Annotated in this window: 32 protein-coding genes; 8 read left to right on the forward strand and 24 right to left on the reverse strand. The window is 35.9% G+C overall.

Annotated elements, in window-relative coordinates; all coding sequences use genetic code 11:
* The first annotated feature begins 159 nt into the window (after positions 1-159).
* Positions 160-966 (forward strand): Cof-type HAD-IIB family hydrolase, encoded by an 807-nt coding sequence (locus tag AZF08_RS01830; RefSeq protein WP_033672333.1) that lies wholly within the window; start codon positions 160-162, stop codon positions 964-966.
* A 71-nt stretch (positions 967-1,037) separates the two neighbouring features.
* Here AZF08_RS01830 and phnF read toward each other — a convergent pair whose 3' ends face one another.
* The 6 genes from phnF to AZF08_RS01860 all read right to left on the reverse strand — a co-directional run bounded on the left by phnF (position 1,038) and on the right by AZF08_RS01860 (position 6,430).
* The gene (phnF, locus tag AZF08_RS01835) at positions 1,038-1,769 is read right to left on the reverse strand and encodes a phosphonate metabolism transcriptional regulator PhnF (RefSeq protein WP_082245966.1); all 732 of its coding nucleotides are present in this window, start codon (positions 1,767-1,769) and stop codon (positions 1,038-1,040) included.
* Positions 1,699-2,487: a glucosamine-6-phosphate deaminase gene (gene nagB, locus AZF08_RS01840; protein ID WP_033672335.1), complete on the reverse strand. Its 789-nt coding sequence runs from the start codon at positions 2,485-2,487 to the stop codon at positions 1,699-1,701. Before nagB ends, phnF begins: the two co-directional genes overlap by 71 nt.
* A 4-nt stretch (positions 2,488-2,491) precedes the next feature.
* Positions 2,492-3,634 carry an N-acetylglucosamine-6-phosphate deacetylase gene (gene nagA / locus AZF08_RS01845; protein ID WP_033672881.1) on the reverse strand — a complete coding sequence of 381 codons (1,143 nt, stop codon included), beginning with the start codon at positions 3,632-3,634 and terminating at the stop codon, positions 2,492-2,494.
* A gap of 249 nt (positions 3,635-3,883) precedes the next feature.
* Positions 3,884-4,786, reverse strand: a complete 903-nt coding sequence (locus tag AZF08_RS01850) for a ComEC/Rec2 family competence protein (protein WP_033672336.1) — start codon at positions 4,784-4,786, stop codon at positions 3,884-3,886.
* A 79-nt stretch (positions 4,787-4,865) separates the two neighbouring features.
* Entirely contained in the window at positions 4,866-5,438 is a 573-nt protein-coding gene (scpB, locus tag AZF08_RS01855; protein WP_033672337.1) for an SMC-Scp complex subunit ScpB, read from the reverse strand.
* A 257-nt stretch (positions 5,439-5,695) separates the two neighbouring features.
* Positions 5,696-6,430, reverse strand: coding sequence for a segregation/condensation protein A (locus AZF08_RS01860; protein ID WP_033672338.1), 735 nt, complete (start codon positions 6,428-6,430; stop codon positions 5,696-5,698).
* Between the two features lie 169 nt (positions 6,431-6,599).
* On the opposite strand from AZF08_RS01860, the gene AZF08_RS01865 reads away from it, so the two are divergent.
* Together AZF08_RS01865 and AZF08_RS01870 are read left to right on the forward strand one after the other, a co-directional pair.
* Complete coding sequence (locus tag AZF08_RS01865; protein WP_000510192.1) at positions 6,600-6,695, forward strand: YjcZ family sporulation protein; 96 nt, start codon at positions 6,600-6,602, stop codon at positions 6,693-6,695.
* A 177-nt stretch (positions 6,696-6,872) separates the two neighbouring features.
* Positions 6,873-7,391 (forward strand): DUF309 domain-containing protein, encoded by a 519-nt coding sequence (locus AZF08_RS01870; RefSeq protein WP_033672339.1) that lies wholly within the window; start codon positions 6,873-6,875, stop codon positions 7,389-7,391.
* 20 nt (positions 7,392-7,411) lie between these two features.
* Here AZF08_RS01870 and AZF08_RS01875 read toward each other — a convergent pair whose 3' ends face one another.
* Both AZF08_RS01875 and AZF08_RS01880 read right to left on the reverse strand, forming a co-directional pair.
* On the reverse strand, positions 7,412-7,780 hold the full coding sequence (locus tag AZF08_RS01875; RefSeq protein WP_033672340.1) for a GNAT family N-acetyltransferase: 369 nt from the start codon (positions 7,778-7,780) through the stop codon (positions 7,412-7,414).
* 553 nt (positions 7,781-8,333) lie between these two features.
* Positions 8,334-8,771 carry a peptidylprolyl isomerase gene (locus AZF08_RS01880; protein WP_033672341.1) on the reverse strand — a complete coding sequence of 146 codons (438 nt, stop codon included), beginning with the start codon at positions 8,769-8,771 and terminating at the stop codon, positions 8,334-8,336.
* Positions 8,772-8,958: 187 nt separating this feature from the next.
* Here AZF08_RS01880 and AZF08_RS01885 point away from each other — a divergent pair, with 187 nt between their 5' ends.
* Positions 8,959-9,825 (forward strand): DUF1002 domain-containing protein, encoded by an 867-nt coding sequence (locus AZF08_RS01885; RefSeq protein ID WP_033672342.1) that lies wholly within the window; start codon positions 8,959-8,961, stop codon positions 9,823-9,825.
* Positions 9,826-9,979: 154 nt separating this feature from the next.
* Here the strand turns inward: AZF08_RS01885 and AZF08_RS01890 are convergent, their stop codons facing one another.
* The 14 genes from AZF08_RS01890 to AZF08_RS01955 form a co-directional block, all read right to left on the reverse strand.
* Complete coding sequence (locus AZF08_RS01890; protein ID WP_033672343.1) at positions 9,980-10,783, reverse strand: Cof-type HAD-IIB family hydrolase; 804 nt, start codon at positions 10,781-10,783, stop codon at positions 9,980-9,982.
* 95 nt (positions 10,784-10,878) lie between these two features.
* Positions 10,879-12,351 carry a spore germination protein gene (locus tag AZF08_RS01895; RefSeq protein ID WP_033672344.1) on the reverse strand — a complete coding sequence of 491 codons (1,473 nt, stop codon included), beginning with the start codon at positions 12,349-12,351 and terminating at the stop codon, positions 10,879-10,881.
* Positions 12,329-12,907, reverse strand: a complete 579-nt coding sequence (locus AZF08_RS01900; RefSeq protein WP_033672345.1) for a stage V sporulation protein AE — start codon at positions 12,905-12,907, stop codon at positions 12,329-12,331. Before AZF08_RS01900 ends, AZF08_RS01895 begins: the two co-directional genes overlap by 23 nt.
* A gap of 5 nt (positions 12,908-12,912) precedes the next feature.
* Positions 12,913-13,263: a stage V sporulation protein AE gene (gene spoVAE, locus AZF08_RS01905; protein ID WP_033672346.1), complete on the reverse strand. Its 351-nt coding sequence runs from the start codon at positions 13,261-13,263 to the stop codon at positions 12,913-12,915.
* A gap of 4 nt (positions 13,264-13,267) precedes the next feature.
* Entirely contained in the window at positions 13,268-14,284 is a 1,017-nt protein-coding gene (spoVAD, locus tag AZF08_RS01910; protein WP_033672347.1) for a stage V sporulation protein AD, read from the reverse strand.
* A gap of 152 nt (positions 14,285-14,436) precedes the next feature.
* The gene (gene spoVAC / locus AZF08_RS01915) at positions 14,437-14,895 is read right to left on the reverse strand and encodes a stage V sporulation protein AC (protein ID WP_033672348.1); all 459 of its coding nucleotides are present in this window, start codon (positions 14,893-14,895) and stop codon (positions 14,437-14,439) included.
* A gap of 11 nt (positions 14,896-14,906) precedes the next feature.
* Entirely contained in the window at positions 14,907-15,323 is a 417-nt protein-coding gene (locus tag AZF08_RS01920; RefSeq protein ID WP_033672349.1) for a stage V sporulation protein AB, read from the reverse strand.
* The gene (locus AZF08_RS01925; RefSeq protein WP_033672882.1) at positions 15,316-15,936 is read right to left on the reverse strand and encodes a stage V sporulation protein AA; all 621 of its coding nucleotides are present in this window, start codon (positions 15,934-15,936) and stop codon (positions 15,316-15,318) included. Before AZF08_RS01925 ends, AZF08_RS01920 begins: the two co-directional genes overlap by 8 nt.
* 195 nt (positions 15,937-16,131) lie before the next feature.
* The gene (locus AZF08_RS01930) at positions 16,132-16,233 is read right to left on the reverse strand and encodes a methionine/alanine import family NSS transporter small subunit (protein WP_153019473.1); all 102 of its coding nucleotides are present in this window, start codon (positions 16,231-16,233) and stop codon (positions 16,132-16,134) included.
* On the reverse strand, positions 16,233-17,759 hold the full coding sequence (locus AZF08_RS01935) for a sodium-dependent transporter (protein WP_033672351.1): 1,527 nt from the start codon (positions 17,757-17,759) through the stop codon (positions 16,233-16,235). The genes AZF08_RS01930 and AZF08_RS01935 overlap by 1 nt, the downstream gene beginning before the upstream one ends.
* Before the next feature lie 204 nt (positions 17,760-17,963).
* Positions 17,964-18,722 (reverse strand): RNA polymerase sporulation sigma factor SigF, encoded by a 759-nt coding sequence (sigF, locus tag AZF08_RS01940; RefSeq protein ID WP_033672352.1) that lies wholly within the window; start codon positions 18,720-18,722, stop codon positions 17,964-17,966.
* 12 nt (positions 18,723-18,734) lie between these two features.
* The gene (gene spoIIAB / locus AZF08_RS01945; protein ID WP_033672353.1) at positions 18,735-19,175 is read right to left on the reverse strand and encodes an anti-sigma F factor; all 441 of its coding nucleotides are present in this window, start codon (positions 19,173-19,175) and stop codon (positions 18,735-18,737) included.
* Positions 19,175-19,525, reverse strand: a complete 351-nt coding sequence (gene spoIIAA / locus AZF08_RS01950) for an anti-sigma F factor antagonist (protein ID WP_033672354.1) — start codon at positions 19,523-19,525, stop codon at positions 19,175-19,177. Before spoIIAA ends, spoIIAB begins: the two co-directional genes overlap by 1 nt.
* Before the next feature lie 173 nt (positions 19,526-19,698).
* On the reverse strand, positions 19,699-20,892 hold the full coding sequence (locus tag AZF08_RS01955) for a D-alanyl-D-alanine carboxypeptidase family protein (protein WP_033672355.1): 1,194 nt from the start codon (positions 20,890-20,892) through the stop codon (positions 19,699-19,701).
* Positions 20,893-21,055: 163 nt separating this feature from the next.
* Here AZF08_RS01955 and AZF08_RS01960 point away from each other — a divergent pair, with 163 nt between their 5' ends.
* The 4 genes from AZF08_RS01960 to AZF08_RS01975 are packed head-to-tail and all read left to right on the forward strand — an operon-like array spanning position 21,056 to position 24,516.
* A complete protein-coding gene (locus AZF08_RS01960; RefSeq protein ID WP_033672356.1) occupies positions 21,056-21,475 on the forward strand; it encodes a GntR family transcriptional regulator in 420 nt (139 codons plus the stop codon).
* The gene (locus AZF08_RS01965) at positions 21,441-22,322 is read left to right on the forward strand and encodes an ABC transporter ATP-binding protein (protein ID WP_033672357.1); all 882 of its coding nucleotides are present in this window, start codon (positions 21,441-21,443) and stop codon (positions 22,320-22,322) included. Before AZF08_RS01960 ends, AZF08_RS01965 begins: the two co-directional genes overlap by 35 nt.
* Positions 22,312-23,400, forward strand: a complete 1,089-nt coding sequence (locus tag AZF08_RS01970; RefSeq protein ID WP_033672358.1) for an ABC transporter permease subunit — start codon at positions 22,312-22,314, stop codon at positions 23,398-23,400. The genes AZF08_RS01965 and AZF08_RS01970 overlap by 11 nt, the downstream gene beginning before the upstream one ends.
* A gap of 48 nt (positions 23,401-23,448) precedes the next feature.
* Complete coding sequence (locus AZF08_RS01975) at positions 23,449-24,516, forward strand: ABC transporter permease subunit (protein WP_033672359.1); 1,068 nt, start codon at positions 23,449-23,451, stop codon at positions 24,514-24,516.
* A 26-nt stretch (positions 24,517-24,542) separates the two neighbouring features.
* Here AZF08_RS01975 and AZF08_RS01980 read toward each other — a convergent pair whose 3' ends face one another.
* Both AZF08_RS01980 and AZF08_RS01985 read right to left on the reverse strand, forming a co-directional pair.
* A complete protein-coding gene (locus AZF08_RS01980) occupies positions 24,543-25,088 on the reverse strand; it encodes a hypothetical protein (protein ID WP_033672360.1) in 546 nt (181 codons plus the stop codon).
* Positions 25,089-25,195: 107 nt separating this feature from the next.
* The gene (locus AZF08_RS01985; protein ID WP_033672361.1) at positions 25,196-25,615 is read right to left on the reverse strand and encodes a MarR family winged helix-turn-helix transcriptional regulator; all 420 of its coding nucleotides are present in this window, start codon (positions 25,613-25,615) and stop codon (positions 25,196-25,198) included.
* Positions 25,616-25,680 lie beyond the last annotated feature (65 nt).

Genomic DNA, 25,680 nt, shown 5'->3' on the forward strand with positions numbered 1-25,680 from the left:
CCACCCTCGGTACTTGACATTCTGCTTTTATGTTACAGAACATCCATCTTTTTCGTCAATGCAAAACATCTACCATTTTTAAAAATGTCCTTTTTTAGACATGATTGTACAAGATGCGTATAATGTAAGAACAAATGTACATAGAAAGGAGAGAGCAACATGATTAAAATGTTTGTAAGCGATATTGATGGTACAATGATGCAACATAGAGGTGTGATTGATCAGCAAGATATTGCAGCACTTCGCAGTCTTGCGAAGCAAAATGTGATTCTATGTTTTGCCTCCGGTAGGCTTGATAATGAAATTGCTGATTTGATGAAAGAGGTTGGAACACATTTTCACCGCATCAGCGTGAACGGTGTCTTTGTATATACACATGAAAATAAACAGCTCTTATCAGCAACATTTGATTCCAATATTTTACCTGACTTATTAGCTATAACAAAAGAAGAACCATATTTTCGTTATGTAAGTGATGAACATAATTATTACATTGAAGAAAAAACACCTTTTATCCATGAACTTGAAAAACAAGTAATGATGACCTCAGTAGAAGAACCTAATTTGCTACAAAAAATTGATGATACAATTTTCCCAAATAAAATTTCTGTCGGGGGAACAAAAGAAGACCTACAAGTACTTCAGAAAAAAATTGATACGAAGTTTAGTGGAAAAGTGAGTACTTTTATTTCAGCTGAACAATGCTTGGATGTCATGCCTCCAGATATTAGCAAAGGATCTGCTATTTCTGTTTTATTACAAGAATTCCAAATAAAACCTGAAGAAATTGCTTGTGTCGGTGATTCTTACAATGATATTCCAATGTTTCATTTAACTCCTCATAGTTTTGCTATGGTACAAGCAGACGAAGCAGTCAAAAAACATGCACATGATGTCGTAAACTCTGTTAAAGACGCTGTAGAATATGTGCTAGCCTATAATAAAAATACGACTCACTCCTTATAAGGATGAGTCGTATTTTTCCTTTACATACGAAATGAATGAAACGTTTACTGCATTTCACAAAATAAAGTATATTACTTATTTCGTGAAATACTCGTAATAAACTTATAACGGTCACCACGATAAATACATTTCACGTATTCTAACGGTAGTTCACCTTCTGCATATGACCATTGTCGCATTACAAGCACAGGTGCTTTTTTAGGAATATGCAGATGCTCCGCTTCATCATCCGTTGCAATTGAAGCTTCAATTGCTTGGGTAGCACGAACAAGCTTAAAGCCCAACTTTTTCTCTAAATGTTCGTATAAAGATTGTTGCAGAATTTCTTCGTTAATATCTTTCACAAGAGTTAGCGACAAATACGTCGTCTCAAAAGCAATCGGTTCATCATCAGCTAAGCGTATACGCCTCACTTCATAAACCGATTCCCCCTCTTGAATTCTAAGCCGGTCTGCTATTTGAGCAGTAGCGGGAACTAGGCGGAAGCTTAATAATTGACTGCTCGGTTTCATACCACGAGAAAGCATATCCTCTGTAAATCCGGTCATTCCTTGCAGCTTCTGCTCCACTTTCGGAAGTTGAACAAACGTTCCAATTCCGCGTTTTCGATACAAATACCCCTGTTCCACTAAGTTATTAATTGCCTGTCTGATTGTCATGCGACTTACTTCGAACTTATCACAAAGTTCATTCTCAGATGGAATTTTATCTCCCGGCTTCCATTCACCGTCCTCAATTAGCTGTTTCACCCACTCTTGAATCTGATAATAGATCGGAAATGGTGAATACTTGTCGATGTTCATCAGCAATCGCCTCACTGCATAAAGATAGAGCTTCTTGATCAGCAATTACGGTTACATTCGGATGACGTTGCAGCACTGTAGCAGGACACGCTTCGCTAAATTCACCTTGTAATAATTCTTTGATTGCTTCTGCCTTTTTCGGACCCATAGCAACAAGGAGAATTCGTTTCGCTTTCATAATGCTTCCAATACCCATTGTAATTGCATGAGTTGGTACATCTTCTTCGTTTTCGAAGAAGCGAAGGTTCGCTTGGCGCGTAGACTCTGTTAATTCTACAATATTAGTTGGAGAATTAAATGCTGTTCCTGGCTCGTTAAATCCGATGTGACCGTTTTCACCGATTCCAAGAATCTGTAAGTCAACTGGGTTAGCTGCTAGAATGCTTTCATAACGCTTGCATTCCTCTTCCAAATCACTTGCCATCCCATTTGGTACATAAGTTTCTTTGAAAGGAAGATGATTAAACAACTGTTCTTGCATAAAGTAATGATAGCTGTTTTTATCTTCATGTGGTAAATTTACGTACTCATCTAAGTTTACAGTGGTTACACGGCTTGTATCAAGTTTATTTTTTCGCATTTCTGCATAAATACCAAGTGGAGAGCTTCCTGTAGCCATTCCTAACGTTGGATTTTCTTTTGATTTTACAACTTCTTCAATTAATTTATAGCCTGCCTCAGCTAATTCTTCTGGAGTTTTTACAACAAGAATATTCATCTATTTACTTCCCTTCCTTCATATGAATTCCTAATCGAACTGTATCATATACATGTAAATCTTCAGTCATAACAACAAAATCAGCATCTTTCCCTGCTACTAATGCCCCTTTATTTGTTAGTCCAAACTCTTCTGCTTGGTTAACTGACGTCATAAGTACAGCCTCTTCAACAGAACATCCTGTAAATTCAATTACATTACGAAATGCTTGGTCCATTTTCAAAATACTACCAGCTAACGTTCCATCTTCTAATCGTGCACTACCATCTTTTACATGTACAGGCTGTCCGCCAAGTTCATATAATCCATCTTCTAGACCTTTTGCACGCATTGCGTCAGTAATGACACTTACTTTTTTAGGCCCTTTTAATTTATATGCTAATTTCACCATATCTGGATGAATGTGAATACCATCAGTAATTACTTCAACCATTACATCTGGGTTTAGTAAAACATGACCCACAACCCCTGGCTCACGGTGATGTAAACCACGCATTTGATTGTATAAGTGTGTAGCATGTGTAATGTTTCTGTTTTTGAGGTCAGCATCAATCGCATCAGTATGCCCGATTGTGCCAACAACACCAGTCTCAGCCAGATACTGTTCAAACGCTTCTGCACCTTCTTCTTCTGGTGCATACGTTACTAATTTAATTAAATTACCACTTGCTTCTTGCCATTGCTTAAATTGTTCAATATTCGCAGGAACGATATGCTCAAGTGGTTGTGCTCCTGCACGTTTTTTTGAAACATACGGTCCTTCTAAATGAATATATTCAAAATGTGCTCCTTTTTCTTTCGCTTCTTTTGCAGCATGTAAAGCTGCTTCAATTGCTTCTGGAGCTTGCGTCATTGTTGTTGGGAAGTAAGTTGTAACCCCTTCTTTTAACATTTCTTTACCAAGGGTTACTAAACCATCGCTATTTGCATCCATCGCATCAATATCGTATCCACCATGAATATGAACATCGATCATACCTGGAATCACAATCTTTCCTTCTGCATCAAAAACAGTTTCATTTTCTTGTGATACATATTGAGCCATCAAACCAATTTCTTCAATTTTTTCTGCGTAACGAATAAATCCACTTTCCATTACTTCTTGACCTGTATAAATGTTGGCATTGATGACAACTTGCGTTTTCATTTTCATCGATCCTTTCCCCTAAAATACCTACTTGTTATTATTACCTATTTGCCTAACCCCATCTTAATATATACACGAGTAGTTGTCTATACATTATAAATAAATTTCCTCTTTGTTTAGTAAAAAAGGAAATTTACATTTCTTCTCTAATTATAATATATATTATTCATTTTTTCCAAAAGAAGACAGTTCACCTTTTATGAATTTTGGTAACGATTCCTTATTCATTGTATGAACATATACTCCTTTTTACTTTAACAGTGGGTATGGCGAATTAGGCAACATTGCAATATGCTCACCATCCGTCTCAATCTCTATCGTTTGTTTATCTGTTGCATATATCATTACACCATATCGCTTTAATCTTTTTACTACACTTTGGTGTGGATGCCCATATGGGTTTTTATTCCCATAAGAAAGAATAGCAAATTGAGGTCCTACCTTTGTCAAAAAGGTTTCACTAGTTGAGGTGTAGGAACCATGATGCCCAACTTTTAATACATCTGCATGTACATCATAATCGTTTATTATTTTTTTCTCCGTTTGTACGTCAGCATCTCCCATTAACAAAAAATCAGCCTTACCATATCGCACCTTTAAAACAATGGAGGACTCATTATTTTCATCTTTTGATTTCCCATTATTCAACACTTGAATTGAAACATGCGGATCCAATGGGATATGTTGACCTTGTTTAACACGAATAAACGGAATCCCCCTCTTTTTAATATTTCTTCTATACGTATGATACGTAAAAGAGCTATATGTTTTCCCACTATCTAATACGAGTGATACTGGCATTTGTTCTATAATTGGAATAAGACCACCTATATGATCCATATCAGGATGAGTTCCTACTACAACATCTAAATGGTTAATTCCCTTTTGAATTAATTTTTGAATAATTACTTCACCCGCTTCATAAGGCCCTCCATCAATCAACATTGTTTTGCCATTTGGGAAAATAATAAGCGAAGCATCCCCTTGTCCTACTTTCAAAAAGCTAACTTTCATTTTCCCAAGATGTGGACGTTGCATATATAAAGAAGACGCAGTATGAATAGACGTCATATATCTTTTGACAGATGTGCTGTTTAATGAACAACATAATAAAACAGAAACTAACAACAGAATAATCCGTACCCTCTTCATAACCCGTCTCCTTTTTTTCATTTAGTATGACTCGCTATGTATTTCATATACAAAAAAAGCTTAGCAAAATGCTAAGCTTTTATTTAGATAATTCCTGCAATGAGCCAAAGAATAGATCTGCCTCATTCATTTCTTCATTTTCTTCAGAAAGAGCTGGTAGATCATCTAATGTCTGTAATCCAAACGTATCTAAAAACTCTTTTGTTGTGCCGTACAAAATGGGACGTCCCGGGCCTTCTGCTCTACCAGTTTCTTTGATAAGCAAATGTGATACCAGTGTTTGCAATGCCCTGTCCGTTTTCACACCACGAATCTCTTCCATTTCACTTCTTGTAATTGGTTGACGATATGCAACAATCGCTAATGTTTCAAGAGCTGCCTGAGAGAGAGAAGCGGCTGTTGGTGTATCCATTAACTTTTGATAATATAGCGCGTGTTCCTTCTTTGTAGCAAGGCGATACACTTTTGCAAATTGTACAATTTGCAATCCTCGCTGCAGCCCTTCCCATTCTTTTTGCATTTCTTCAATCATTTTAATTACATCTTTCACTTCAACTTCAAGTACTTTTGCAATTTGTTCTGGATAAATCCCTTCATCTCCCGCAACAAATAAAAGCCCTTCAATAATCGCCATCTGTTCTTTTCTATTCAACGTACGATCTCCTTTCTCATATTTTCATTCGAAAAATATCCACAACAAAAACCGAATCACAGCATACTGTGCCCGGTCTAACATCCCTTTTATTGTTCCAAATGGTAAAGTGAAATTTTAACCAGAGGGTGAGATAACCACCTATGCATAGCAGGATAAAGTGAAACTTCCACTAGTCAGCTACGCTCAACTAATAGAAAGCTTTCACTAATCACCATACTCCTATTTCCTCACACTTCTGCTCTATACCTTATTACTTATTTAGAACGCGACAAAAAGATTTCATCAAAGTTTTGTTCTTGCTCGATAACAATCTGTTGGTTTTTCATTAATTCAAGTATAGCTAAAAATGTTACAACCATTACTTCACGTTCTTCATCAGCAAATAAATCATAAAAACTTTGACGACCGCCTACTGTTTCCAACTGTTTTAAAATATCAGTCATCCGCTGTTCAATCGGTATTTCTTGTCGAGTAATCCGCGTTGTTACTGGACGCTTTGATTTTTTACGACGTATGAGCTTTTGGAACGCTGCTAACATATCATAGAGTGTGACATCCAGAGGTAAGTTTGTCTCTTCTTCTTGCTGAAACGATGTAAAATCGATCGGTGGACGTGTATAGAGCTGAGCTCTTTCCTGTTCTCTCTCTTTTAACTCAGTAGCAACTTGCTTATATTTTTTATATTCAATTAACCGCTCCATCAATTCTTGACGAGGATCATCTATAAAATCTTCCCCATTATCAGGTATATCTTCCTCCTGCTTCGGTAACAGCATCTTACTTTTAATTTGTAATAGCGTTGCAGCCATCACCAAGTATTCACTTGCAACATCCAACTGCAAATCTTTCATCGTATGAATATAGGATAAATACTGCTCTGTAATTTCCGCTACAGGAATATTATATATATCAATTTCATAACGATGAATTAAATGTAACAATAGATCTAAAGGCCCTTCAAAAGCCTCTACCTTAAAATTATATTGCACAAAGCATCCCACCACATTTTTTCTATAACAACATAAGTATAGAGCATACTTATGTTCTATCCAACCTTTTTGAGAAATTTAATTAAAAATAGACACTTACCCATGCAACAATGCCCACCCCTTCATATGATAGCAGTGTAGTAAGTACAATGTAGGAGGTTAAAAAACTATGGGCCATGTTGATTGTGGTTTTAACGGCGGTTTCGCGTTACTTGTTGTACTATTTATTTTATTAATTATTGTAGGAGCTGCTTGCTTCTGCTAATGCGTATTGTAGTAAACGACTAGAGAAATCTAGTCGTTTATTATATATATCGTACTAACAATTGTATTTCTACATCACTTTTTAGCAAGTAACAAAGAAGTTGATACTCTCCCCACTCATCACCATTTCACTTTATGATACACTGTACATAAAACCGTTTAGACAGGAGCGAGCAGGATGTATCCTACAGCATACATACAATTTTTAACTCATTTTCACGGAGACTACGATTATTTTGAATGTCATGAAGTGTTAGAAGAATATTGGAAATTAAAGCCACGAGGAATGCGTGATAACTACTGGGTTGGTTTTATTCAAATTGCCGTTTCATTATACCACCAAAGACGATTGAATTGGAATGGTGCAGCAAAAATGATGAAAAGCGCAATTACTATTTTAGAAAAAGAACAGGACTCCGTGTATAAATTGGGACTAGATTATCAAGAACTTTTATCTTTACTAAAAAAACAACTGCAATCTATTCAAATAAAAGAATCTTTCACACCTATATTTTTACCCATTTTGGACATATCTTTAGAAAACACATGCATAAAATTATGTACCGAAAGAGGTCTCTCTTGGAAAAACGCGCAATCCTTCCCCAATGAATATATTGTCCATAAACATACTTTACGCAACAGAAGTGATGTAATATTCGAACGAAACGAACAACTAAAAAAAAGAAAGCAGAGATGACACGATTTCTATCTCTGCTTTCATAAATGTATATTCTCTTCGAATTCCTTACACTTTTCACAAAAACTAGCAGTTTGTTCATTTCCACAAATTGCAATTCCTTGAAATTTATTTTTCAGTTCTTGAACCATCATCGTTCCAATTCCCATGTAACGATGAGATGGATTCACACTAAGATGTTGAACCTCTAATACATTTTCTTCTTTTTTAATAATCCCAATTATCCCAACAAAGTCATCATTTTGTTTCCACAAATACAATTGCCAATTATCTTTTGTATCATATTCCTTCATTGTCAATTGTAATGTTTTCACATCTTTTTCAGTTGGCATAAAAGAAAGAAGCCCCATTGCAATCTTTTCATAACTTTTTTTAAAACGAATTAACATAAACTTTATCCCTTCTTACAAAAGTTACAAACTGTCTATCCCCTCAACCACTACTTCTACATCACATCTATTCTACAATATTTTCACTATAGTGAGAAGAGCTGTCAAAACAACTTGATAATCATACAAAGAGAAATTAGGAAAGTCAACCGTACACAAATCCTTTATTCCTTACTCATACAATGACTCTTTTTAAGTAAGGCGGTTCTAGAGAAAGACCGTTCCCTTCTTGTGGTCCTTTCGCTAATAGATTATTAAAAGTAAGATATAAACTCTACTGCATCCTATGTATTTTTACGAAATACGTTTCTCAGTATGACATTCATTTTAATGCAATAAACTTTGTCCTCCTACTTTATCATTTACTGCACGTTACCTACCAATTCCTGTTTATTAAGTAAAAAAGTCCAACTTCATCTATTCTCATCAATAAATCCGAATATACCTTACAATATTTCGAAACTAAAATAATCTAACCGCTATGTTAGCCTGAACAGTAACCTGCTGACAATATAACAAAACAAAAAAAGAGAGCTAAATAGCTCTCTTTAACTTATTCTTCCCAAACTTTAACTTCTTTCATTACATCGCCTTGACGCATGTTCAGTACTGTTTCGATGCCGCTTGTTGCTTTACCAAATACAGTATGCACACCATCTAAATGTGGTTGTGGCTCATGAACAACAAAGAATTGGCTACCACCTGTATTACGGCCAGCATGTGCCATAGAAAGTGATCCAACTAAATGTCTATGAGGATTTCCTTCAGTCTCACATGGAATAGAGTAACCTGGGCCACCTGCTCCTGTTCCTGTTGGATCTCCACCTTGGCTTACAAAACCAGGAATAACGCGGTGGAATGTAACCCCATCATAAAATCCTTGCTCTGCTAGTTTCTTAAAGTTTTCAACTGTTTTTGGTGCTTCCTCTGGGAAAAATTCTAATTCGATTTTTTCACCATTCTCCATTAATATGTATCCTAAAGTTTTCATACGTATATATCTCCTTTCAACTATCTCAGCACTATATTACCATATTCGTGCCGAGAAACAAAAAGAATCCGACAATCTGTATACTTCTTTTTTAAAATCAACAAGAAGATGGATGACAAATTTAAAAAATATACTATAATTACTGTGTTGCCCGCAAATTTCAGAAAGAGAAAGGGAGCGATTTTTCGTGAAAACGAAACTATTAGCTCTGCTATTAGCTGTTACGGTATTCATGATTCCTACAGCTTCATTTGCAGACGTGATTGAGGGAGAATCAATCGTTACATTAGGAGAAAATTTATCTGAACAACAAAAACAAGATCTTTTAAAAGAAATGAAAGCGCCAAAAGATGCGCAAATTATCACTGTATCTAATGCGGAAGAACATAAATTTTTAGAAGGTATCGTTCCAAAATCACAAATTGGTACGAGAGCGATTTCCTCTTCTATGATTACGTATACAAAACCAGGATCTGGTCTTATTGTACGAGCAAAAAATATTAATTGGGTAACAGATGCAATGTATACAAATGCACTAATCACAGCCGGTGTGAAAGATGCGGAAATCCAAATCACTGCACCATTTAAAGTATCAGGAACAGCTGCTTTAACAGGCTTAATGAAAGCTTACGAAACAACATCAAAAAAAGAAATTCCTGAAGAAGTAAAAAAGGTTGCCAATGAAGAAATGGTTCAAACAGCTAAACTTGGTGACAAAATTGGTGACGAAAAAGCTGTTCAGCTTGTCGCAAAAGTAAAAGAAGAAATTTCCAAAGAACAGCCAAAAACAACCGAAGATTTACGTGCATTAATTAAAAAAATTGCAGAACAACTTGGCATTACACTAACAGATGAACAGTTAGATAGTTTAGTTTCACTCTTTGATAAGATGAAAAACTTAAATATTGACTGGAACCAAGTTGGTAGCCAATTAAATAAAGCGAAAGAACATGTTTCAGCCTTCCTAGGATCGGAAGAAGGCCAAGGGTTTCTAGATAAAGTAAAAGATTTCTTCTCTAGTATCATTGATTTTATTAAATCACTATTTAAGTAAAAGCTCGTCAATGACGAGCTTTTTTCTATATAAATCCAATTTAAAAAACGACATAAACTCCTTCTTTTTAGGTGGAAGAGAAAACGAGCGCAAATCACCTTTTGTTCTTCATAGTAGCAACTTATATGTCGAAAAATCAAAATGGATTTATATATTACATAAGCAAAGGTAATTTCATAATTGCTTCTTCTACAGAACGAACGACATGACATGCTTTATCTTTTACATACGGATGCGCATGATGAAGTGTAAAAGAATGCGGCGTTACTGCAAACATGGAAATATCATTGAACGAATCACCAATACACGCTACTTCATGTGCTTCAACCTTTAAATGCTCCATTAAACGTTTTAAAGCACTTCCTTTACTAACACCCATGGGCATAATATCAACGTATCGTTTCCCAGAAATGAAAATTTCAGCTTGCTCATGAAAATTTTCTCTTAACTCTTGATCCAAATTCACAATTTTTTCTTCTTCTCCATACACAAATAACTTTGCAGGGCGGACTGTTTTACCGAATTCTTCTTCCAATGATTCTACTTCAGCAATATGTACACCCATATACTCCTCAAAAATATGATGATGTTTATTTTTTCTTTTCGTATATCTCTGCTCTTTCGCACACACAATATCAGCTAGTCCTTTTTCATGTATATATCGATATATTTCCTGGGCAACTCTATCATCAAACGTCGATTCATGAAATATTTCCCCATCTGGTAATAACATCGTAGCCCCATTGAGTCCCGTCGTATAATACGGAAAGGTAAATTTGTTAACCGCATGATGAATTCGATGTGTGAACCGTCCAGAAGCAAAGCAAATATTTGTCCCTTGGTCCGCCAACCAACAAAGCGCTTTCTCATCTCCTTTATCCATATGACTCACATTATAAACAAGTGTATCGTCTAAATCACTTACAAATAATTTAATCATGCTCTCTTCCCCTTTCATACACAATGTCTACTCTAAGTGTACGAAAAAAATGTTGTGTTTTTGTTAAAAAATGATAAATTTATAATAAAAAATAAGCAGGAAAATCACCCTGCTTATTTTTGTCTACGTATATTTTGCGGATGTACAATGCTTGGACGCACTTTTAAGCTCGATATCGTCGGGCGTAATAATATTGTTTTTAACGCTCCCCAGTCAAATGGTAAGAATGGCCATAAATATGGTGTTTGTAAACTTTTAATAGATGTTAAAAATAAAATCAGCAGCGTCATTCCAATCACAAATCCCATCTCATGGAAAAATCCAGTTAAAATAATGACAAATAATTTTCCGATTTTATTTCCGAGCCCCAATTCATAACTTGGTGTTGCATACGATCCAATCATTGAAAGTGCTGTATATAAAATAACTTCTGGAACAAATAAGCCAACATCAATGGCAATCTGGCCGATTAAAATTGCTGAAATAAGACCAGCAGCTGCTGATAATGGACTTGGAGTATGAATCGCTGCCATCCTTAAAAATTCAAGTCCAATATCCGCCATAATAATTTGCAATAAAATTGGTAGGTGCGTCATTTTATTTGGTCCAATAAAAGCCAGTTTCTCCGGTAATAATGTTGGATCCAAAACAAATACAAGCCAAAATGGTACTAAAAATAAAGAAAATAAAATACCAACAAATCGTACCCAGCGTAAAAATGTTCCTACCGCTGGATTTTGCCGAAACTCTTCTGCATGCTGCACATGATGAAAATATGTTGTTGGTGTAATCATAACACTTGGTGATGTATCAACAATAACGAGCACATGCCCCTCCAATAAATGGGTCGCTGCTACATCTGGTCTTTCTGTGTAGCGAATAAGCGGGAAAGGATTATAACCTTGTTTTACTAGAAATTCTTCGATCGTTTTGTCAGCCATCGTAATTCCATCTACTTCAATATTCTCTAGTTCTTGCTTAATAATCTTTACCATATCTGGATTCGCAACATCTTGAACATAAGTAATACAAATATCCGTTTGCGACCTATCCCCTACTCGAATAATTTCGTTTCGAAGACGCGGATCACGAATACGTCTTCTTATGAGCCCTGTATTTACAATAATATTTTCTACGAAACCATCCCTTGCTCCGCGCACCACTTTTTCTGTATCTGGTTCTGTCGGTGTTCTTCCTGGATAACTACGGACATCAATTGCAAAGGCCTCTGTTTCACCTTCTACAAAAATAATAATAAGACCAGATAATACTTGTACCATTACCTCATCCATCGTTTTCACTTTACTTACTTGTTGATGAATAAAGCGATTTTCTAGTAGCTTAACAGTATCTTCCTCAACATGTCCTAGCTCATTCGTATCCACTACTTCTTCTAAAATTGGGATAATATAGTTCGTATCACACAATCCATTTACAAACAATACACCAATTTCTTTATCAAGAATTTGAAATTTACGAATCCCAACATCAAATGTGACACCCAGTCCAGCTGTTTGCTTTAAATAATTTTCATTGTCGCTCAAAAAGGAAGAAATCGGGATATTAACTTTCTTTTGTTTTGTCATAAAACCCACTTCTTTCTAAAATTAATTGAATTGCTTTTTTAGTAATTGGTGATCCTCGCTCCCATTCATCATTTCCATACATCTTTCCAACATCACCAATCCCAACAATAATAGGAACATTCAATTCATCTAAACAATAAATTGTATCTCCATTAATCCTTCCAATTTCACCATCAGGAAGTCCAAATTTATCAACACCATATTCTGTTAATCTGCCTTCTCGATCTACACTCACATCTACGCGTGCCCACTCCCAATGATGTGTATTAGACGCGACTGCTAAAACACCGAGAACATCAATTTGTTTATGTATCGCTACATATTTCAATGCCTTCTCACCAGGACCTTCTCCAATAAATCCACTATCATCAAACATAACAAATACAGGGTCATATGGCGTTTGCATAATAAGCTCAACAATCTTCTTTCCTGTCAATTTCGTTGGATTGCTTTGCGATGCTGAAATACATCGTCCGTTAAATTCTTTTGCTATCAATGCAATTGTTCGCTGTGCATATTCATCTCCATCTGTCACCAAAATAACCCTTCGTCTCATTTGATTTATCCTTTCGGTTTACATATAAGTGCTACAAAGAACGAAAATACTATGGCTGCTGTAATACCCGCGGAAGTTAAACTAAACATCCCTATTCCTATTCCTAAATAACCATGCTTTTCAGCTGATTGTAACGCCCCATGTAGAAGGGAATGCCCAAAACTCGTAATAGGAACTATCGCCCCAGCACCTGCAAATTTTATGAGCTTATCATATATACCAAAGCTATCTAAAATAGCTCCAGCTACTACAAAAGTTGCCATTAAATGAGCAGGCGTAAATTTTGCAAAATCCAATAAAATCTGTCCTACTACACAAATGGCTCCTCCAACGATAAATGCATATATAAAATCCACAACTTTACACTCCTTTTACTCTTTCGAATACAACGCCGTGTGCAATCGTTGGGATTGTTTCTTTTTGTTGCATCATAATCGGGCTTAATAACGCTCCTGTTGCGACTACAAAAATACGCTGTAAATTCCCTTTTTTCATTTCTTGTAGTAAATGGCCGTATGTTACAACTGCTGAACAAGCACAACCGCTTCCACCTGCAAAAACTTCTTCTTGATCCCCGTGATAAATCATTAACCCGCAATCATGATATATATTCCCTAAGTCATATCCTTCCTCAAGTAAAAGTTGCTTCGTAATAGGCGCTCCAACACCTGATAAATCCCCTGTAACGATAAGATCATAGTCAGCTGCACTTCTCCCTAAATCTTCAAAATGTTGTTGAATCGTATGAGCAGCAGCTGGTGCCATCGCCGATCCCATATCAAAAGGATTCGTAATTCCTAAATCCTGTACTTTCCCAATCGTCGCAGCCGTTATTTTAATTTGGCTTTGTTCTTTACTAATTAAAGCTGTTCCTGCTCCAGTAACAGTTGAATTTGCTGTTCCAGGCTTTTGAACGCCATACTCTGTCGGATAACGAAATTGTCTTTCAGCAGTTGCATTATGACTACTTACTGCAGCAATCACACGGTTAGCAAAGCCTCCATCAATAAAAGCCGATCCAATCGCTAAAGTTTCCATCGATGTTGCACAAGCACTGAACACACCTAAAAAAGGAATCCCCAGCTCACGAGCGACGTAATTTGCTGTCACCGTTTGATTTAACAAATCCCCTGCTAAAAAAAAATCAATTTGCGATTTTTTTACATTCCCTTTTTGCATAACTTGTTGAATAGAATCTTTCATTAATTTCCTTTCAGCAAGTTCCCAATTTTCTTCCCCGCAATGTAAATCATCATATGCAATGTCAAAACACTTACCAAGTGGACCTTCCGCTTCTTTCGGACCGACAGCCGTACCCGTTGCATTCACAAATATATGATTTTGAAATACCCATGTTTGCTTCCCTGTCAATCTCATATCTAATCTCCTTTTATCCCGCTATTCGCGGGCAGTAATCCCTCATTAAAAAACAAAGAAGTTAAGCGTGAGGTAAACTACCCGTGAAAGTTTGATTGTTGAGGTCTGGTACTCAGTAGAAAATGATGTCTCCCAATGAGTATCCTTTCACTTTATGACATTAAAATTTTAAATGTATATCGAATTAAGCCAACAATATACGCTCCAACAACCCCAAACACAATTACACTTCCCGCAAGTTTAAACATATTTGTAGCAACACCTAGTACAATTCCCTCACTACGATGCTCTATTGCAGCACTTGCTATAGAATTTGCAAATCCAGTAACAGGAACCACTGATCCAGCTCCCCCAAATTGGCCGATTTTATCATATACACCAAAGCCAGTTAATAGCGCTGATAATAATACAAGAGTTGCTATCGTAGAGTTTCCCGCATTTTGCTCACTAAAGTGAAAATAGTGCATGTAAAATTTCAGAAAGCATTCTCCCACTGCACAAATCAATCCCCCTACAACAAACGCCTTTACACAATTCATCACATAATTTGGCTTTGGATGATAATCTTTTATTTGATTTATGTAATCATCTTTTAATTTTTTTTGTTTCATCTTGATGCCTCCTACCTTACGAAATAAATCCAATGAAACAAAGATCCCATTACTTTACCCAGCACAAGTGCAACGAGTAGCACTACAATTTTCCCATCTACCCCTATCCTTTTTGCTAATATCGGTAGAACATTTAATACTTCAGTTAAAGCTGCAGCAAGCATCCCAACAAACGTTCCACAAAATAACCCAAGCACAATGAGCCAATATTGAGATACGTGAAACGTGATATCGCGTAAACTACACCACGCTCCAATTAAAGAACCACCAATAACTGCCCACTCAAAAAATTGAATACAATGTCCACTTCTTGTTAACTGAGCTAAACGAGGAATTACACCAAGTACAGCTAAAAACGCAACATACCCGCCTCCAACTGCAATTCCACCAGCAAGACCAATTACGATAACCAACCCGTACTCAATCATCAGCAATTTGTTTTGCACTCTCTTTATTCTCATGAATCATGACATATTGATCGAGTGACTGTTGATACTGAAACATTTCAACTTCTAATGGACTGGGTTCTTCGTTAATTCTTTTCTGAAACACATGGTTAAAAAACAAAACCATACCTAATCCAAGACCTAAAGAATATGGGATTTGAAATAAGAGTGGTTTATAGTTAATTTCCCCTGTAATCATGTAATATAAGCGCAAATGTACTTGCTGCATACTCACATCCTCATGAAAATAAATAATAGCAAGAGCCGCACCGACAAAAAGTAGCATCCAAACCATTGCAAGGAAAATTGGATGTACTTTCTTTTTTTCATACACGATTTCCACGAGTATTTGTCCAGGACCTAGTAAATTAACTTGTATATGCTTGGTAGTCTGATGAATCATTTGAATGACTTTCATCGCATCAATTACAACATGTGTTTTATCATGTTTTGTAATTTTATAAACAGATTGTCTTTTTACTTTTTCTACTACCTCAGAATCCCCCACTACTTGTGCAATATCCTCAATTTTCAACTCATATGAAGGAGATACTTGCAGACGATTTCGCATTTTGAGATAGATTGTTTGTTCCAACTCCATTCACCTCTTCCCTATTCCTCGTAGTTGTAGTATGGTTTCTGGAAAATTTTCTAATACAACTTTTTTTATAAACCGCAACTTAATCCGATATTTTTATCAATCATTATTCGTAGATTGAACTTATAAGTTTCGCTCCCTATTCATAAAACAAAAAACATCTACACCATTTTGGTGTAGATGTTTTTTGTTTTATGCTTTCTTTTTCTTAAATAAATTTGCAATGCTTAGTGCGAGCCCTCCCCAAATCACTACAATTCCAATAAGCATCATCATAATTGCTGATCCACTCATCATGAAACACCTCGATCTTTCCATTCTTTTTCAAGCTGGGCTGAATCTGAATGTATTTGTGTATTCCATTTTTTCAAACTAATAATTAATGCAACAACAAGAAACGCCGCTGCGAGACCCCAACCATACGTCACAACAAATTGTGTCGGATAACCACCATAATTCTTTTGAATGTTTTGAATCGTACCATCAATAAGCATATACCCTAACATAAGTGGTGTAATAACAAGTAAACTAACTCTCCAAAATGTTCCTAGCTTTATATCCGATACAAAGTTAGCATGATTTTGATACATTGGTAAACGCTGAAGAATGATCCCTACCGTAACCACTTCCGCTAATGCTATTATAATTAGTCCAAAGTTATTAGCAAAGTAATCAACAACATCCAAGAACATAAGTCCACCACGTGTCGCGAAAACAAGAGAAACCAATACAAGAAGCGTGCCCATAATTCCAATTGTCTTTTGACGGCTTATACTAAATTTTTCAGATACAGCTGCAAAACATACTTCTGCCAATGAAATAAGTGATGTAATGCCAGCTACTGTTAATGATAAAAAGAATAGTACCCCAAATAGTGGTGACATTGGTAATTCATTAATAATCTGTGGAAACACGACAAATGCAAGCCCAACACCAGCACTCGCTACCTTATCCACTGGTACCCCCATGTTATTTGCCATAAAACCAAGAGCTGCAAAAACACCAATTCCAGCTAATAATTCGAATCCTGAGTTTGCAAATCCTGTAATAAAAGCATTATTTGTTGTATCTGAGTTTTTTGGCAAATAACTAGAGTACGTAATCATAATCCCGAACGCTAGCGATAGACTAAAGAAAATTTGTCCGTAAGCTGCGAGCCACACTTTCCCATCTAAAATACGACTCCAATCTGGTTTAAAAAATGCATCGAGTCCTTGCATTGCCCCTTCCATCGTAACAGCACGAACAACAATAATTAGAAACATCACAACAAGCAAGGGAATAAAAATGCGGTTTACAACTTCAATCCCTTTCTTAACCCCTTTAAATGCAACACCAAGTACAATAATCCAAACGAGTGCGAGTGGGATTAAAACTTCCGGAACAAGACCGCCAAATTGTCCCGGCTTATCAGCAACTTGTAAGTACTCTTTAAATAAAAACGCTTCTGTATCTTTTCCCCACGCCCCATTAATAGAAAAATACGTATAAGAAATGGACCATGCAATAATAACGGCATAATACGTTGAGACAATAAATGTAACAGCCATTTGCCACCACCCAATAAATTCAGCACGTGGATTGATACGAAAGAATGAAAGCGGCGCTGAACCACGGTGACGATGTCCAAGAGCGAATTCAAAAGCTAATAATGAAATACCAGTCGTTAATAATGCAAATAAGTACGGTAAAAAGAATGCGCCTCCTCCATTTTCATACGCAGTATACGGAAAGCGCCATATGTTCCCTAATCCAACGGCAGAACCGATTGCTGCAAAAATAAAGCCAGCTCTCGTTCCCCATTGCTGCCTCGTTTCCATGTTTTCTTCCCCCTTTATGACAAGTTTATACTTGGATTATATTTTAAATTTACTAAATTATCAATAAATTCTGTTAATTTTATTAATGATTGAAATGATTTAATTTTAGAAAGAATAACATCGATAGAGAGAGATAGACTGTGAATCTTAATCTTATTTAAAGCATCTTTCTATTTTAGAATAAAATAAAGAATCGAATAGATGCTACTCATCTATTCGATCCTTCATCTGTTTCAATATTTTCTTTTCAAGTCTTGATACTTGTACTTGCGATATTCCAATCCGCTCCGCTACTTCCGATTGAGTTTGATCTTTATAATAACGCAAGTATACAATTAAACGTTCTCTTTCATCTAGTTCTCTAATTGCCTCTTTTAAAGCGATCTTATCAAACCATTTTGTTTCAGATTGATCTGCAATTTGATCCAGGATTGTAATGGGATCTCCATCATTTTCATAAACTGTTTCATGTATAGAAGATGGAGCACGGCTCGCCTCCTGCGCAAGGACAACTTCTTCTGGCGTCAGCTCAAGCGCTTCTGCGACTTCATTAATTGTTGGAGCCCGTCCATATTCTTTTGAAAGCTCATCTTTCATTTTTCGAATCTTATTTCCTGTCTCTTTTAAAGATCGACTTACTTTCACTGATCCATCATCACGTAAAAAACGCTGTATTTCTCCAATAATCATCGGGACTGCATATGTTGAAAATTTCACATCGAAAGATAAATCAAATTTATCTACCGATTTCAAGAGGCCAATACAGCCAATTTGAAATAAGTCGTCTGGTTCATATCCTCGATTGAGAAAACGCTGTACAACCGACCATACGAGACGCATATTACTTTGGACAATCGTATCTCTTGCTTGTTGGTCTCCATCTTGACTTTTTTGAATTAACGCTTTTAACTCATGGTCTTTTAACTGAGGTTTCTTCTTCTCATTTCTGACCTCTATGTCCATAGGCAATTCTCCTTAATTGCATAGAGCGTTACTATTTGATAAGTATTTTGTCAAATGGATTGTTGTCCCGAAAGATTCGTTTGAAATAACTTCTACTTCATCCATAAAATTTTCCATGATAGTAAATCCCATTCCGGAACGCTCTAATTCAGGTTTAGTTGTAAAAAGAGGTTGTCTTGCCTCATCTAAATTAAAAATGCCAACCCCTTCATCTCGAATCGTGAGTTTCACCATTGCTTCTTCCAAAACCGCTGAAATGTAAACAACACCTTCTGCATTCCCTTCATATCCATGAATAATTGCATTTGTCACCGCTTCAGACACAACTGTTTTAATCTCTGTCAATTCTTCCATCGTTGGGTCCAATTGTGCAATAAAAGCAGCAACTGTTACGCGAGCAAATGATTCATTTTGACTCAATGCTGAAAATTGAAGGTTCATCTCATTTCTCATTATGCCACCCCCAATGTCGCGAGCGCATGCGCTTCACTTTCTTCTAAACGAACGATCTTAAACAGACCCGACATTTCAAACAAACGTTTTACAGGGGCTGAGATTGCACAGACGACCATCTCCCCTCCCAAACCTTTAACATGTTTATATCGGCCTAATATAACACCTAGCCCAGAACTATCCATAAATGTTAAGTTTTCTAGGCTTAATACAATATGATGAACACCATGCGTCTCAATCATATCTGTTACTTTCGCTCGCAACTCTTCAGCAGTATGATGATCTAATTCACCCGCTAACCTAACACATAAGACGTCACGTTTTACTTCTAAATGCATGGAAAGACTCATACGATTTCCTCCTTATGCTCAAACTTTACTCATTTACATAAGATTTTCGTGAATACAAAATAAGAATCCTTCCTATTGACAAAAGAAGTACTATTTCGCCATAATGTGCACCTTTTAGCAATTATTCTATCTTTTTCATGTATGTGGGTAGGAAAGCAGCAATACCTTTACCGCTATTTTGATGTTGAAAACATCCCAAAACTTCTTTTAAATAACTCCCACCAACTTGCAGCAGCGACATCTTCTTTCGCCACAATCGCCTGCTTCAATAAAACATCCTTGTCTTTTTTTACAACAAGCGTACCAAGTACATCACCTTTTTTAATTGGGGCTTTCACTTTCTTTTCAGCAATAACTTCTTGCTTTACCTTGTCCATACTTTCTCCTTTTTTCATAAGAAGAGATACATTATCTGATGCCACTAAATCTACCTTTTCTTTCTTACCTTTTCCGACATTTACAGTCTTAATTTTTTCACCACGTTTATACAGCTTCTTCGTCGTAAATTGTCCAAACGCATAATCAAGGAGCTTTGTTACTTGATTGTTACGTTCTTTTGATGTCGGTGCTCCCATTACAACAGAAATGACCCGCATTCCATTTTTCTCAGCTGATGCTGTTAAACAATATTTTGCTTCTGTCGTAAATCCTGTTTTTACCCCATCTACCCCTGGATAAAAACGAACTAATTTATTTGTATTTACAAGCCAAAACTTTTTCTCCGTGTCTTCACGTAAATAATCTTCATATTTCCCTGTATATTTCCGAATGAGTGGATATTTCATCAATTCTTTTGCCATAATTGCCATATCATATGCTGTTGAATAATGATCTTTTGCCGGAAGCCCCGTTGGATTTTGGAAATGTGTATTTTTCAATCCTAAATCCTTCGCTTTTTTATTCATCATGTTTACAAATCCTTCTTCCGAGCCAGCGATATGCTCAGCAACTGCAACAGATGCATCGTTTCCAGATGCAATTGCAATCCCTTTTAGCATTTCATTCACTGTCATCTCTTCACCAGGCTCCAGGAAGATTTGTGAACCACCCATTGAAGCTGCATGTTCACTTGCTCTGACTTTATCATCTAGTTTCAATTTTCCCTTTTCCACTTGTTCCATAATAAGCAACATCGTCATAATCTTCGTCATACTAGCAGGTGGTAGTTTTTCATTTGGACTTTTTTCAAATAAAACTTTACCTGTATCTTGCTCGATAACAATTGCTGACAATGCTTGTTCCGCTAACTTCGGTGTCGTTTCTACTTCTGTTCTTTCAGACTGCGTTTTCTCAGATTGGGCAAAACCAACTGAAGCACCAGAAAGCAGCAACATGAAACAAATAAGCATTCCAAAAACTCGCCTCATGACTAACCCTCCATTCTATATCAAACCTATTTTTTCCAACCAACACTTTTTTATACCATATTTTTCTATTTTAGTATTGACAAACAATCCTGGCGCATATATTGTATTAAGTGTATTACATCTAATAGTACACTTAAATTTTATCAGGAAGGAGACATTGCTCTTGCACATTCAACTCGATCCAAGAAGCAACACTCCGATATGGGAACAAATTGTTCAAAGTATAAAAGAACTCGTATTAAAAAATATGTTAGCTCCAAGCGATAAACTGCCCTCTGTACGTGAACTCGCTTCACTCCTTGTTATTAATCCAAATACCGTCAGTAAAGCGTATCAAGAATTAGAAAGGCAAGGGATTATTGAAACACTGCGAGGAAAAGGAACGTTTGTCTCTCAATCGATTACACCGACATTAGATGAAAGGAAAATTGCTATGGTTGAAAAACAATTTCATCAATTATTGCTAGAAGCTTCTTATCTTGGTATTACAAAAGATAAAATTCATGATTGGATTGACTCATACTATAAAGAACTGGGAGGGAATACGGATGCTAAAAGTGGAGAACCTGGGGAAAACAATTGATAATCAAGTCATTTTAGAAGATGTTTCTTTCACATTACCAAAAGGAAGCATTGTAGGATTACTCGGAAGAAATGGTGCAGGGAAAACAACTTTACTTCGGACGCTTGTTGGTATTTTAGATTCCGACGAAGGAACCGTTACATACGACGATGTAGATGTTCATAAGCATCCAGAAATTAAACAAAAGGTCGCTTATGTGCCGGATTCTACTAATATATTAAGCGGATATACAGTAAAAGAAATTGCGACGTTTTATAAGGCTGTTTATACAAACTTTAATGAAGAATATTTTTATCAACTGCTAGAGCGCTTCCATCTACCTAAAAAACGCATTCGTAGTTACTCACGTGGTATGAAAGCACTTCTCGCTATCATTTTAGCTTTTTGCACAGGTGTAGAATATATTATTTTAGACGAACCAACAAATGGACTGGATCCGATTGTAAAAAGACAAATTCTACAATTTTTAATTGAAGAAGTAGCGGAACGGGAGATTACCATCCTCATTTCTACTCATCATTTAGATGAAGTGGAAAAAATTGCAGACACAGTCATTATTTTAAAAAATCATACGATTGCTTCGATTACAGCATTAGACGATACGAAATCTCGCTATGCAAAAATACAAGTCGCTTACGAACGTTCGCTACCGCAAAAACTAGAGAACTTAAATAATGTAAAAGTATTAAACCAAACAGGCAAAGTGTATACAATTTTAATTGAAAGCAATGTAGCAACTACGCTAGAGAAATTTCATAAAGAACAACCACTTTTATTAGAAGAATTACCAATGTCACTCGAAGATATATTTGTCACGACATTTGAGGAGGATTCACATGTTTCATAAAGCTTTATGGATGCGACAATGGAAGCAGGGGAAATATATTATTCTACTGTTTTGGTTAAGTAGTTTATATCTACTACCGTATAAATATTATAAGGCTGCACAAATGGAACTAAGCCAATCAAAAATGAAAATCGATGACTATGTTTATTATTATTCCTACTCTTTTAATACATTTGATAGCGCCTTCGTAATACAAGGAGTCATTATTATTACACTCGCTTGTCTTTTAATTGGCTGGGAACGTAACAATCAATCTACCGATTTTTTATTATCAATGCCTTTTAAGCGAAAAGATATCTTTTTAACAAAATGGTTGTTTGGCGTTTTGAATATCATTACAGTAAATATCATTTGTTGGATTAGCATGTACGGAATAAAAAACATATCGTTTCACAATGAGTATCAAATCTTTACTCCGTTCCATATTTACTTTTTATATACTACAGTTGTACTCATTGCCGTCTATACATTCGCTTTATTTATCGGTACGATTACTGGAAATATTTTCTCACAAAGCAGCTTAACTGCAATTTTATTATTTCTACCATACGGTTTAGTATTATTAATATCCGGGTTTGTTTACACCCATACACAAGGGTCAGTAGAAGCATTGGGAGAAATAGAATATAAGACTCATAAATATTTACAACATGCAGGTATCGCTTCACCATTAGAATCTTTCAATATCACTTATGATTACCACCCTAGAGTAACTTTCGATGAGAAAGGGAATGAAATTTCTAAATCACCACAGGACAATCCAATGGAACATACATCTATTCCTTCTCCTTGGAAACTATTAACGCCATTTACTTATATTATTACCTTTTTACCGATTGCAACTTTTCTATATACACGTGCGCCGAACGAACAAAACGGAAAAATATTATTGTTCCCTAGGTTACAGAAATGGTTCATGTTTTGCACCGTTCTTTGTTTTGCTTTATTTGGTGGTAGATTACTTGGCGGAAGAGATGCACTCCTTTCTTATTACGTCGGATTTTTCATGGCAAGTATTATCAGCTATTTCATTTTTACTCGTTTGCTAAAATTGAAGTTTTCTTTTGGCGGAAAATAACGACAGTAATTAAAGTAGGAATAAGAAATAAAAATTGAGGTGGGATATATGTTTCATAAAGCGTTATGGATGCGCAACTATAAACAAGGAAAATATGTGATTTGGCTCTTTTGGCTTAGTACTTTATACGCCTTACCATATAAATATTATACGAGCGCACAGCACACGGCCGAGTATTTACGCAGAACAACAGGTACTTATTATGGATATCATTTACAGGGAGCTGACGCTATACTATTTCCAGCTCTTCTATTAATGGGGCTCTCCCTTCTATTAACAGGATGGGAACGTAATAGTCAAACAATCGACGTACTATGGTCTATGCCATTTAAACAATCACATCTATTTTTGTCGAAATGGTTATTAGGAATCATTCATATTGTGAGCGTACTTAGCCTCAGTTGGCTCCTTATGTATATTATCTATAGAAGCACGATACATGCTCAGTATCAATCCTTTTCACCATTTCATATATACTTTTCTTATGCAATTATTACCCTAATTGCAGTCTATACGTTCACGCTCTTTATTGGAACGATTACAGGAAACATTATTTCACAAAGTGTCTTAAGTTACATTCTCATGATTTTTCCTATCTATATCTTTGGGTTAATATTTCCTTTCTTCGCATTACATGTAGATTTATCACAAGAAGAATACAATTATAATTATAATAAATATGTAAATTATACAGAGAATACAAGTGTAGTAGCTCCTCTTACTCATTTTCGCATTAACTACAACTACAATCCACAGAGAGACACTTTCAAAGATGAGTTTGGAAACATACACGTAGGACCTGATTATCACCACATCCCGTCTGCTTGGACACTGTTAAGTCCGATTCTCTATATACTTGTTTGTCTTCCGCTAGGCGCTTATTTATATACACGTGCTCCGAATGAGCATAACGGAAAAATATTGCTATACCCAAGACTTCATGTATATTTCTTAATCTGTACTTCTATTTGTTTCGGACTTCTTGTTAGTAGTATTTTTACTAACGGCAGTAATTCTTTGCCTCTTTACTATATCTATTTTATAGGATCTGGCATACTGACATATGCTATCTTACATCGACTGTTAAAACACAAGCTTTCTTTATATGTAAAATAACCTCCTCACCCAGAGGAGGTTATTTATTATTTGACATTCTCTCGTCTTTTCCCATACTCCTTCTCTTCCACCATTCCAAACCCATCACCATTCTCAACAATTTGATCTGTTGGCGCGACCACACTTTCAGCAATTTTCCACTCACCACGTTCTTTCACAAATACTTGGAGAAAGTAATTCATTCCATTAAGCTGATATGGATTTTCTTTTTGCACGTTATACCGCACTGCCACGTAATAAACTTGAATGTTTTCTTTTCCGGCTCTTGAAACGTATTGAGATAGTCTTGGAATATACACAGATGCTTTTATAAATGGTAACTGCTTCGTTTTTACAAGAGATGAGCTTGTCACATTGCGAAGCGTATCTTGATGACGAATGTTATCACTGTGATGAAACAATACTGTATTTTGCATCGAACGAATCCATAATTTTGAATATAATACTGGATTATCTTTCGCAATGTATTGCACTTCTTTTTGCATAACTTGAAGAGGCGTGTCAGCATACATCAATTTACTAAAACAAAAAAAGCTCCCTATAATAATGATCAGTGAAATAATTTGTTTCATTATTTTTCCTCCGATACTTTTTATTTCAAGTATCGGAATTTCAAAATACTTTTATTCAAAAGAAAAAAGGTAGGAAAGCACATTGCTTCCTACCCTCATTTATCATATTATAGTACGCGACCAAATAACTCCAATACCATTTCAATCTCTTGATCGCTCCAACCTTTAAATTTCTCTTTATAGTACTCTTTACGTACAACTTCAAGCTTCTCAGTTACTTCTTTTCCATGATCTGTAATTTCCAGATACACAATACGACGGTCTGAATCAGAACGTTTTCTCGTTACAAAACCTTTTTGAACAAGACGATCTGTTACAGCTGTAATATGACTGGATGTTACGTTTACTTCACTTGCAATTTGCGAAGCCATTTGTGGGCTCTTCAAAAATAACGCACGTAATACAGAGAATTCATTATATGGCATATGCTCTGAAAAACGTGTATTAATATCATTTTGTAATAAACGTATCATCTTTCGAAATGATGTAGATAAATCTAAAATCAGTTCTTCTCTTTTTTCGTTCACTAGCCTCGACCCTTTTTTATCATATTTATACATATTATAATCTATAAATACCTATGTTGTATATG

Origin of the sequence: Bacillus gaemokensis (assembly GCF_001590835.1) — a bacterium.
Classification (GTDB): Bacteria; Bacillota; Bacilli; order Bacillales; family Bacillaceae_G; genus Bacillus_A; species Bacillus_A gaemokensis.

What these genes read in the sequence shown, in the direction of transcription:
- phnF (WP_082245966.1), bottom strand. Translation starts at nt 1,769, where the DNA reads ATGAACATCGACAAGTATTCACCATTTCCGATCTATTATCAGATTCAA.
- AZF08_RS01830 (WP_033672333.1), top strand. Translation starts at nt 160, where the DNA reads ATGATTAAAATGTTTGTAAGCGATATTGATGGTACAATGATGCAACAT.
- nagA (WP_033672881.1), bottom strand. Translation starts at nt 3,634, where the DNA reads ATGAAAACGCAAGTTGTCATCAATGCCAACATTTATACAGGTCAAGAA.
- AZF08_RS01900 (WP_033672345.1), bottom strand. Translation starts at nt 12,907, where the DNA reads ATGAGACGAAGGGTTATTTTGGTGACAGATGGAGATGAATATGCACAG.
- AZF08_RS01970 (WP_033672358.1), top strand. Translation starts at nt 22,312, where the DNA reads ATGTTTCATAAAGCTTTATGGATGCGACAATGGAAGCAGGGGAAATAT.
- AZF08_RS01895 (WP_033672344.1), bottom strand. Translation starts at nt 12,351, where the DNA reads ATGACAAAACAAAAGAAAGTTAATATCCCGATTTCTTCCTTTTTGAGC.
- AZF08_RS01865 (WP_000510192.1), top strand. Translation starts at nt 6,600, where the DNA reads ATGGGCCATGTTGATTGTGGTTTTAACGGCGGTTTCGCGTTACTTGTT.
- AZF08_RS01890 (WP_033672343.1), bottom strand. Translation starts at nt 10,783, where the DNA reads ATGAAAGGGGAAGAGAGCATGATTAAATTATTTGTAAGTGATTTAGAC.
- sigF (WP_033672352.1), bottom strand. Translation starts at nt 18,722, where the DNA reads ATGGACATAGAGGTCAGAAATGAGAAGAAGAAACCTCAGTTAAAAGAC.
- AZF08_RS01875 (WP_033672340.1), bottom strand. Translation starts at nt 7,780, where the DNA reads ATGTTAATTCGTTTTAAAAAAAGTTATGAAAAGATTGCAATGGGGCTT.
- spoVAC (WP_033672348.1), bottom strand. Translation starts at nt 14,895, where the DNA reads ATGAAACAAAAAAAATTAAAAGATGATTACATAAATCAAATAAAAGAT.
- AZF08_RS01965 (WP_033672357.1), top strand. Translation starts at nt 21,441, where the DNA reads ATGCTAAAAGTGGAGAACCTGGGGAAAACAATTGATAATCAAGTCATT.
- AZF08_RS01880 (WP_033672341.1), bottom strand. Translation starts at nt 8,771, where the DNA reads ATGAAAACTTTAGGATACATATTAATGGAGAATGGTGAAAAAATCGAA.
- AZF08_RS01975 (WP_033672359.1), top strand. Translation starts at nt 23,449, where the DNA reads ATGTTTCATAAAGCGTTATGGATGCGCAACTATAAACAAGGAAAATAT.
- AZF08_RS01850 (WP_033672336.1), bottom strand. Translation starts at nt 4,786, where the DNA reads ATGAAGAGGGTACGGATTATTCTGTTGTTAGTTTCTGTTTTATTATGT.
- AZF08_RS01870 (WP_033672339.1), top strand. Translation starts at nt 6,873, where the DNA reads ATGTATCCTACAGCATACATACAATTTTTAACTCATTTTCACGGAGAC.
- spoIIAA (WP_033672354.1), bottom strand. Translation starts at nt 19,525, where the DNA reads ATGAGTCTTTCCATGCATTTAGAAGTAAAACGTGACGTCTTATGTGTT.
- AZF08_RS01980 (WP_033672360.1), bottom strand. Translation starts at nt 25,088, where the DNA reads ATGAAACAAATTATTTCACTGATCATTATTATAGGGAGCTTTTTTTGT.
- AZF08_RS01955 (WP_033672355.1), bottom strand. Translation starts at nt 20,892, where the DNA reads ATGAGGCGAGTTTTTGGAATGCTTATTTGTTTCATGTTGCTGCTTTCT.
- AZF08_RS01930 (WP_153019473.1), bottom strand. Translation starts at nt 16,233, where the DNA reads ATGAGTGGATCAGCAATTATGATGATGCTTATTGGAATTGTAGTGATT.
- AZF08_RS01935 (WP_033672351.1), bottom strand. Translation starts at nt 17,759, where the DNA reads ATGGAAACGAGGCAGCAATGGGGAACGAGAGCTGGCTTTATTTTTGCA.
- AZF08_RS01920 (WP_033672349.1), bottom strand. Translation starts at nt 15,323, where the DNA reads ATGATTGAGTACGGGTTGGTTATCGTAATTGGTCTTGCTGGTGGAATT.
- nagB (WP_033672335.1), bottom strand. Translation starts at nt 2,487, where the DNA reads ATGAATATTCTTGTTGTAAAAACTCCAGAAGAATTAGCTGAGGCAGGC.
- spoIIAB (WP_033672353.1), bottom strand. Translation starts at nt 19,175, where the DNA reads ATGAGAAATGAGATGAACCTTCAATTTTCAGCATTGAGTCAAAATGAA.
- spoVAD (WP_033672347.1), bottom strand. Translation starts at nt 14,284, where the DNA reads ATGAGATTGACAGGGAAGCAAACATGGGTATTTCAAAATCATATATTT.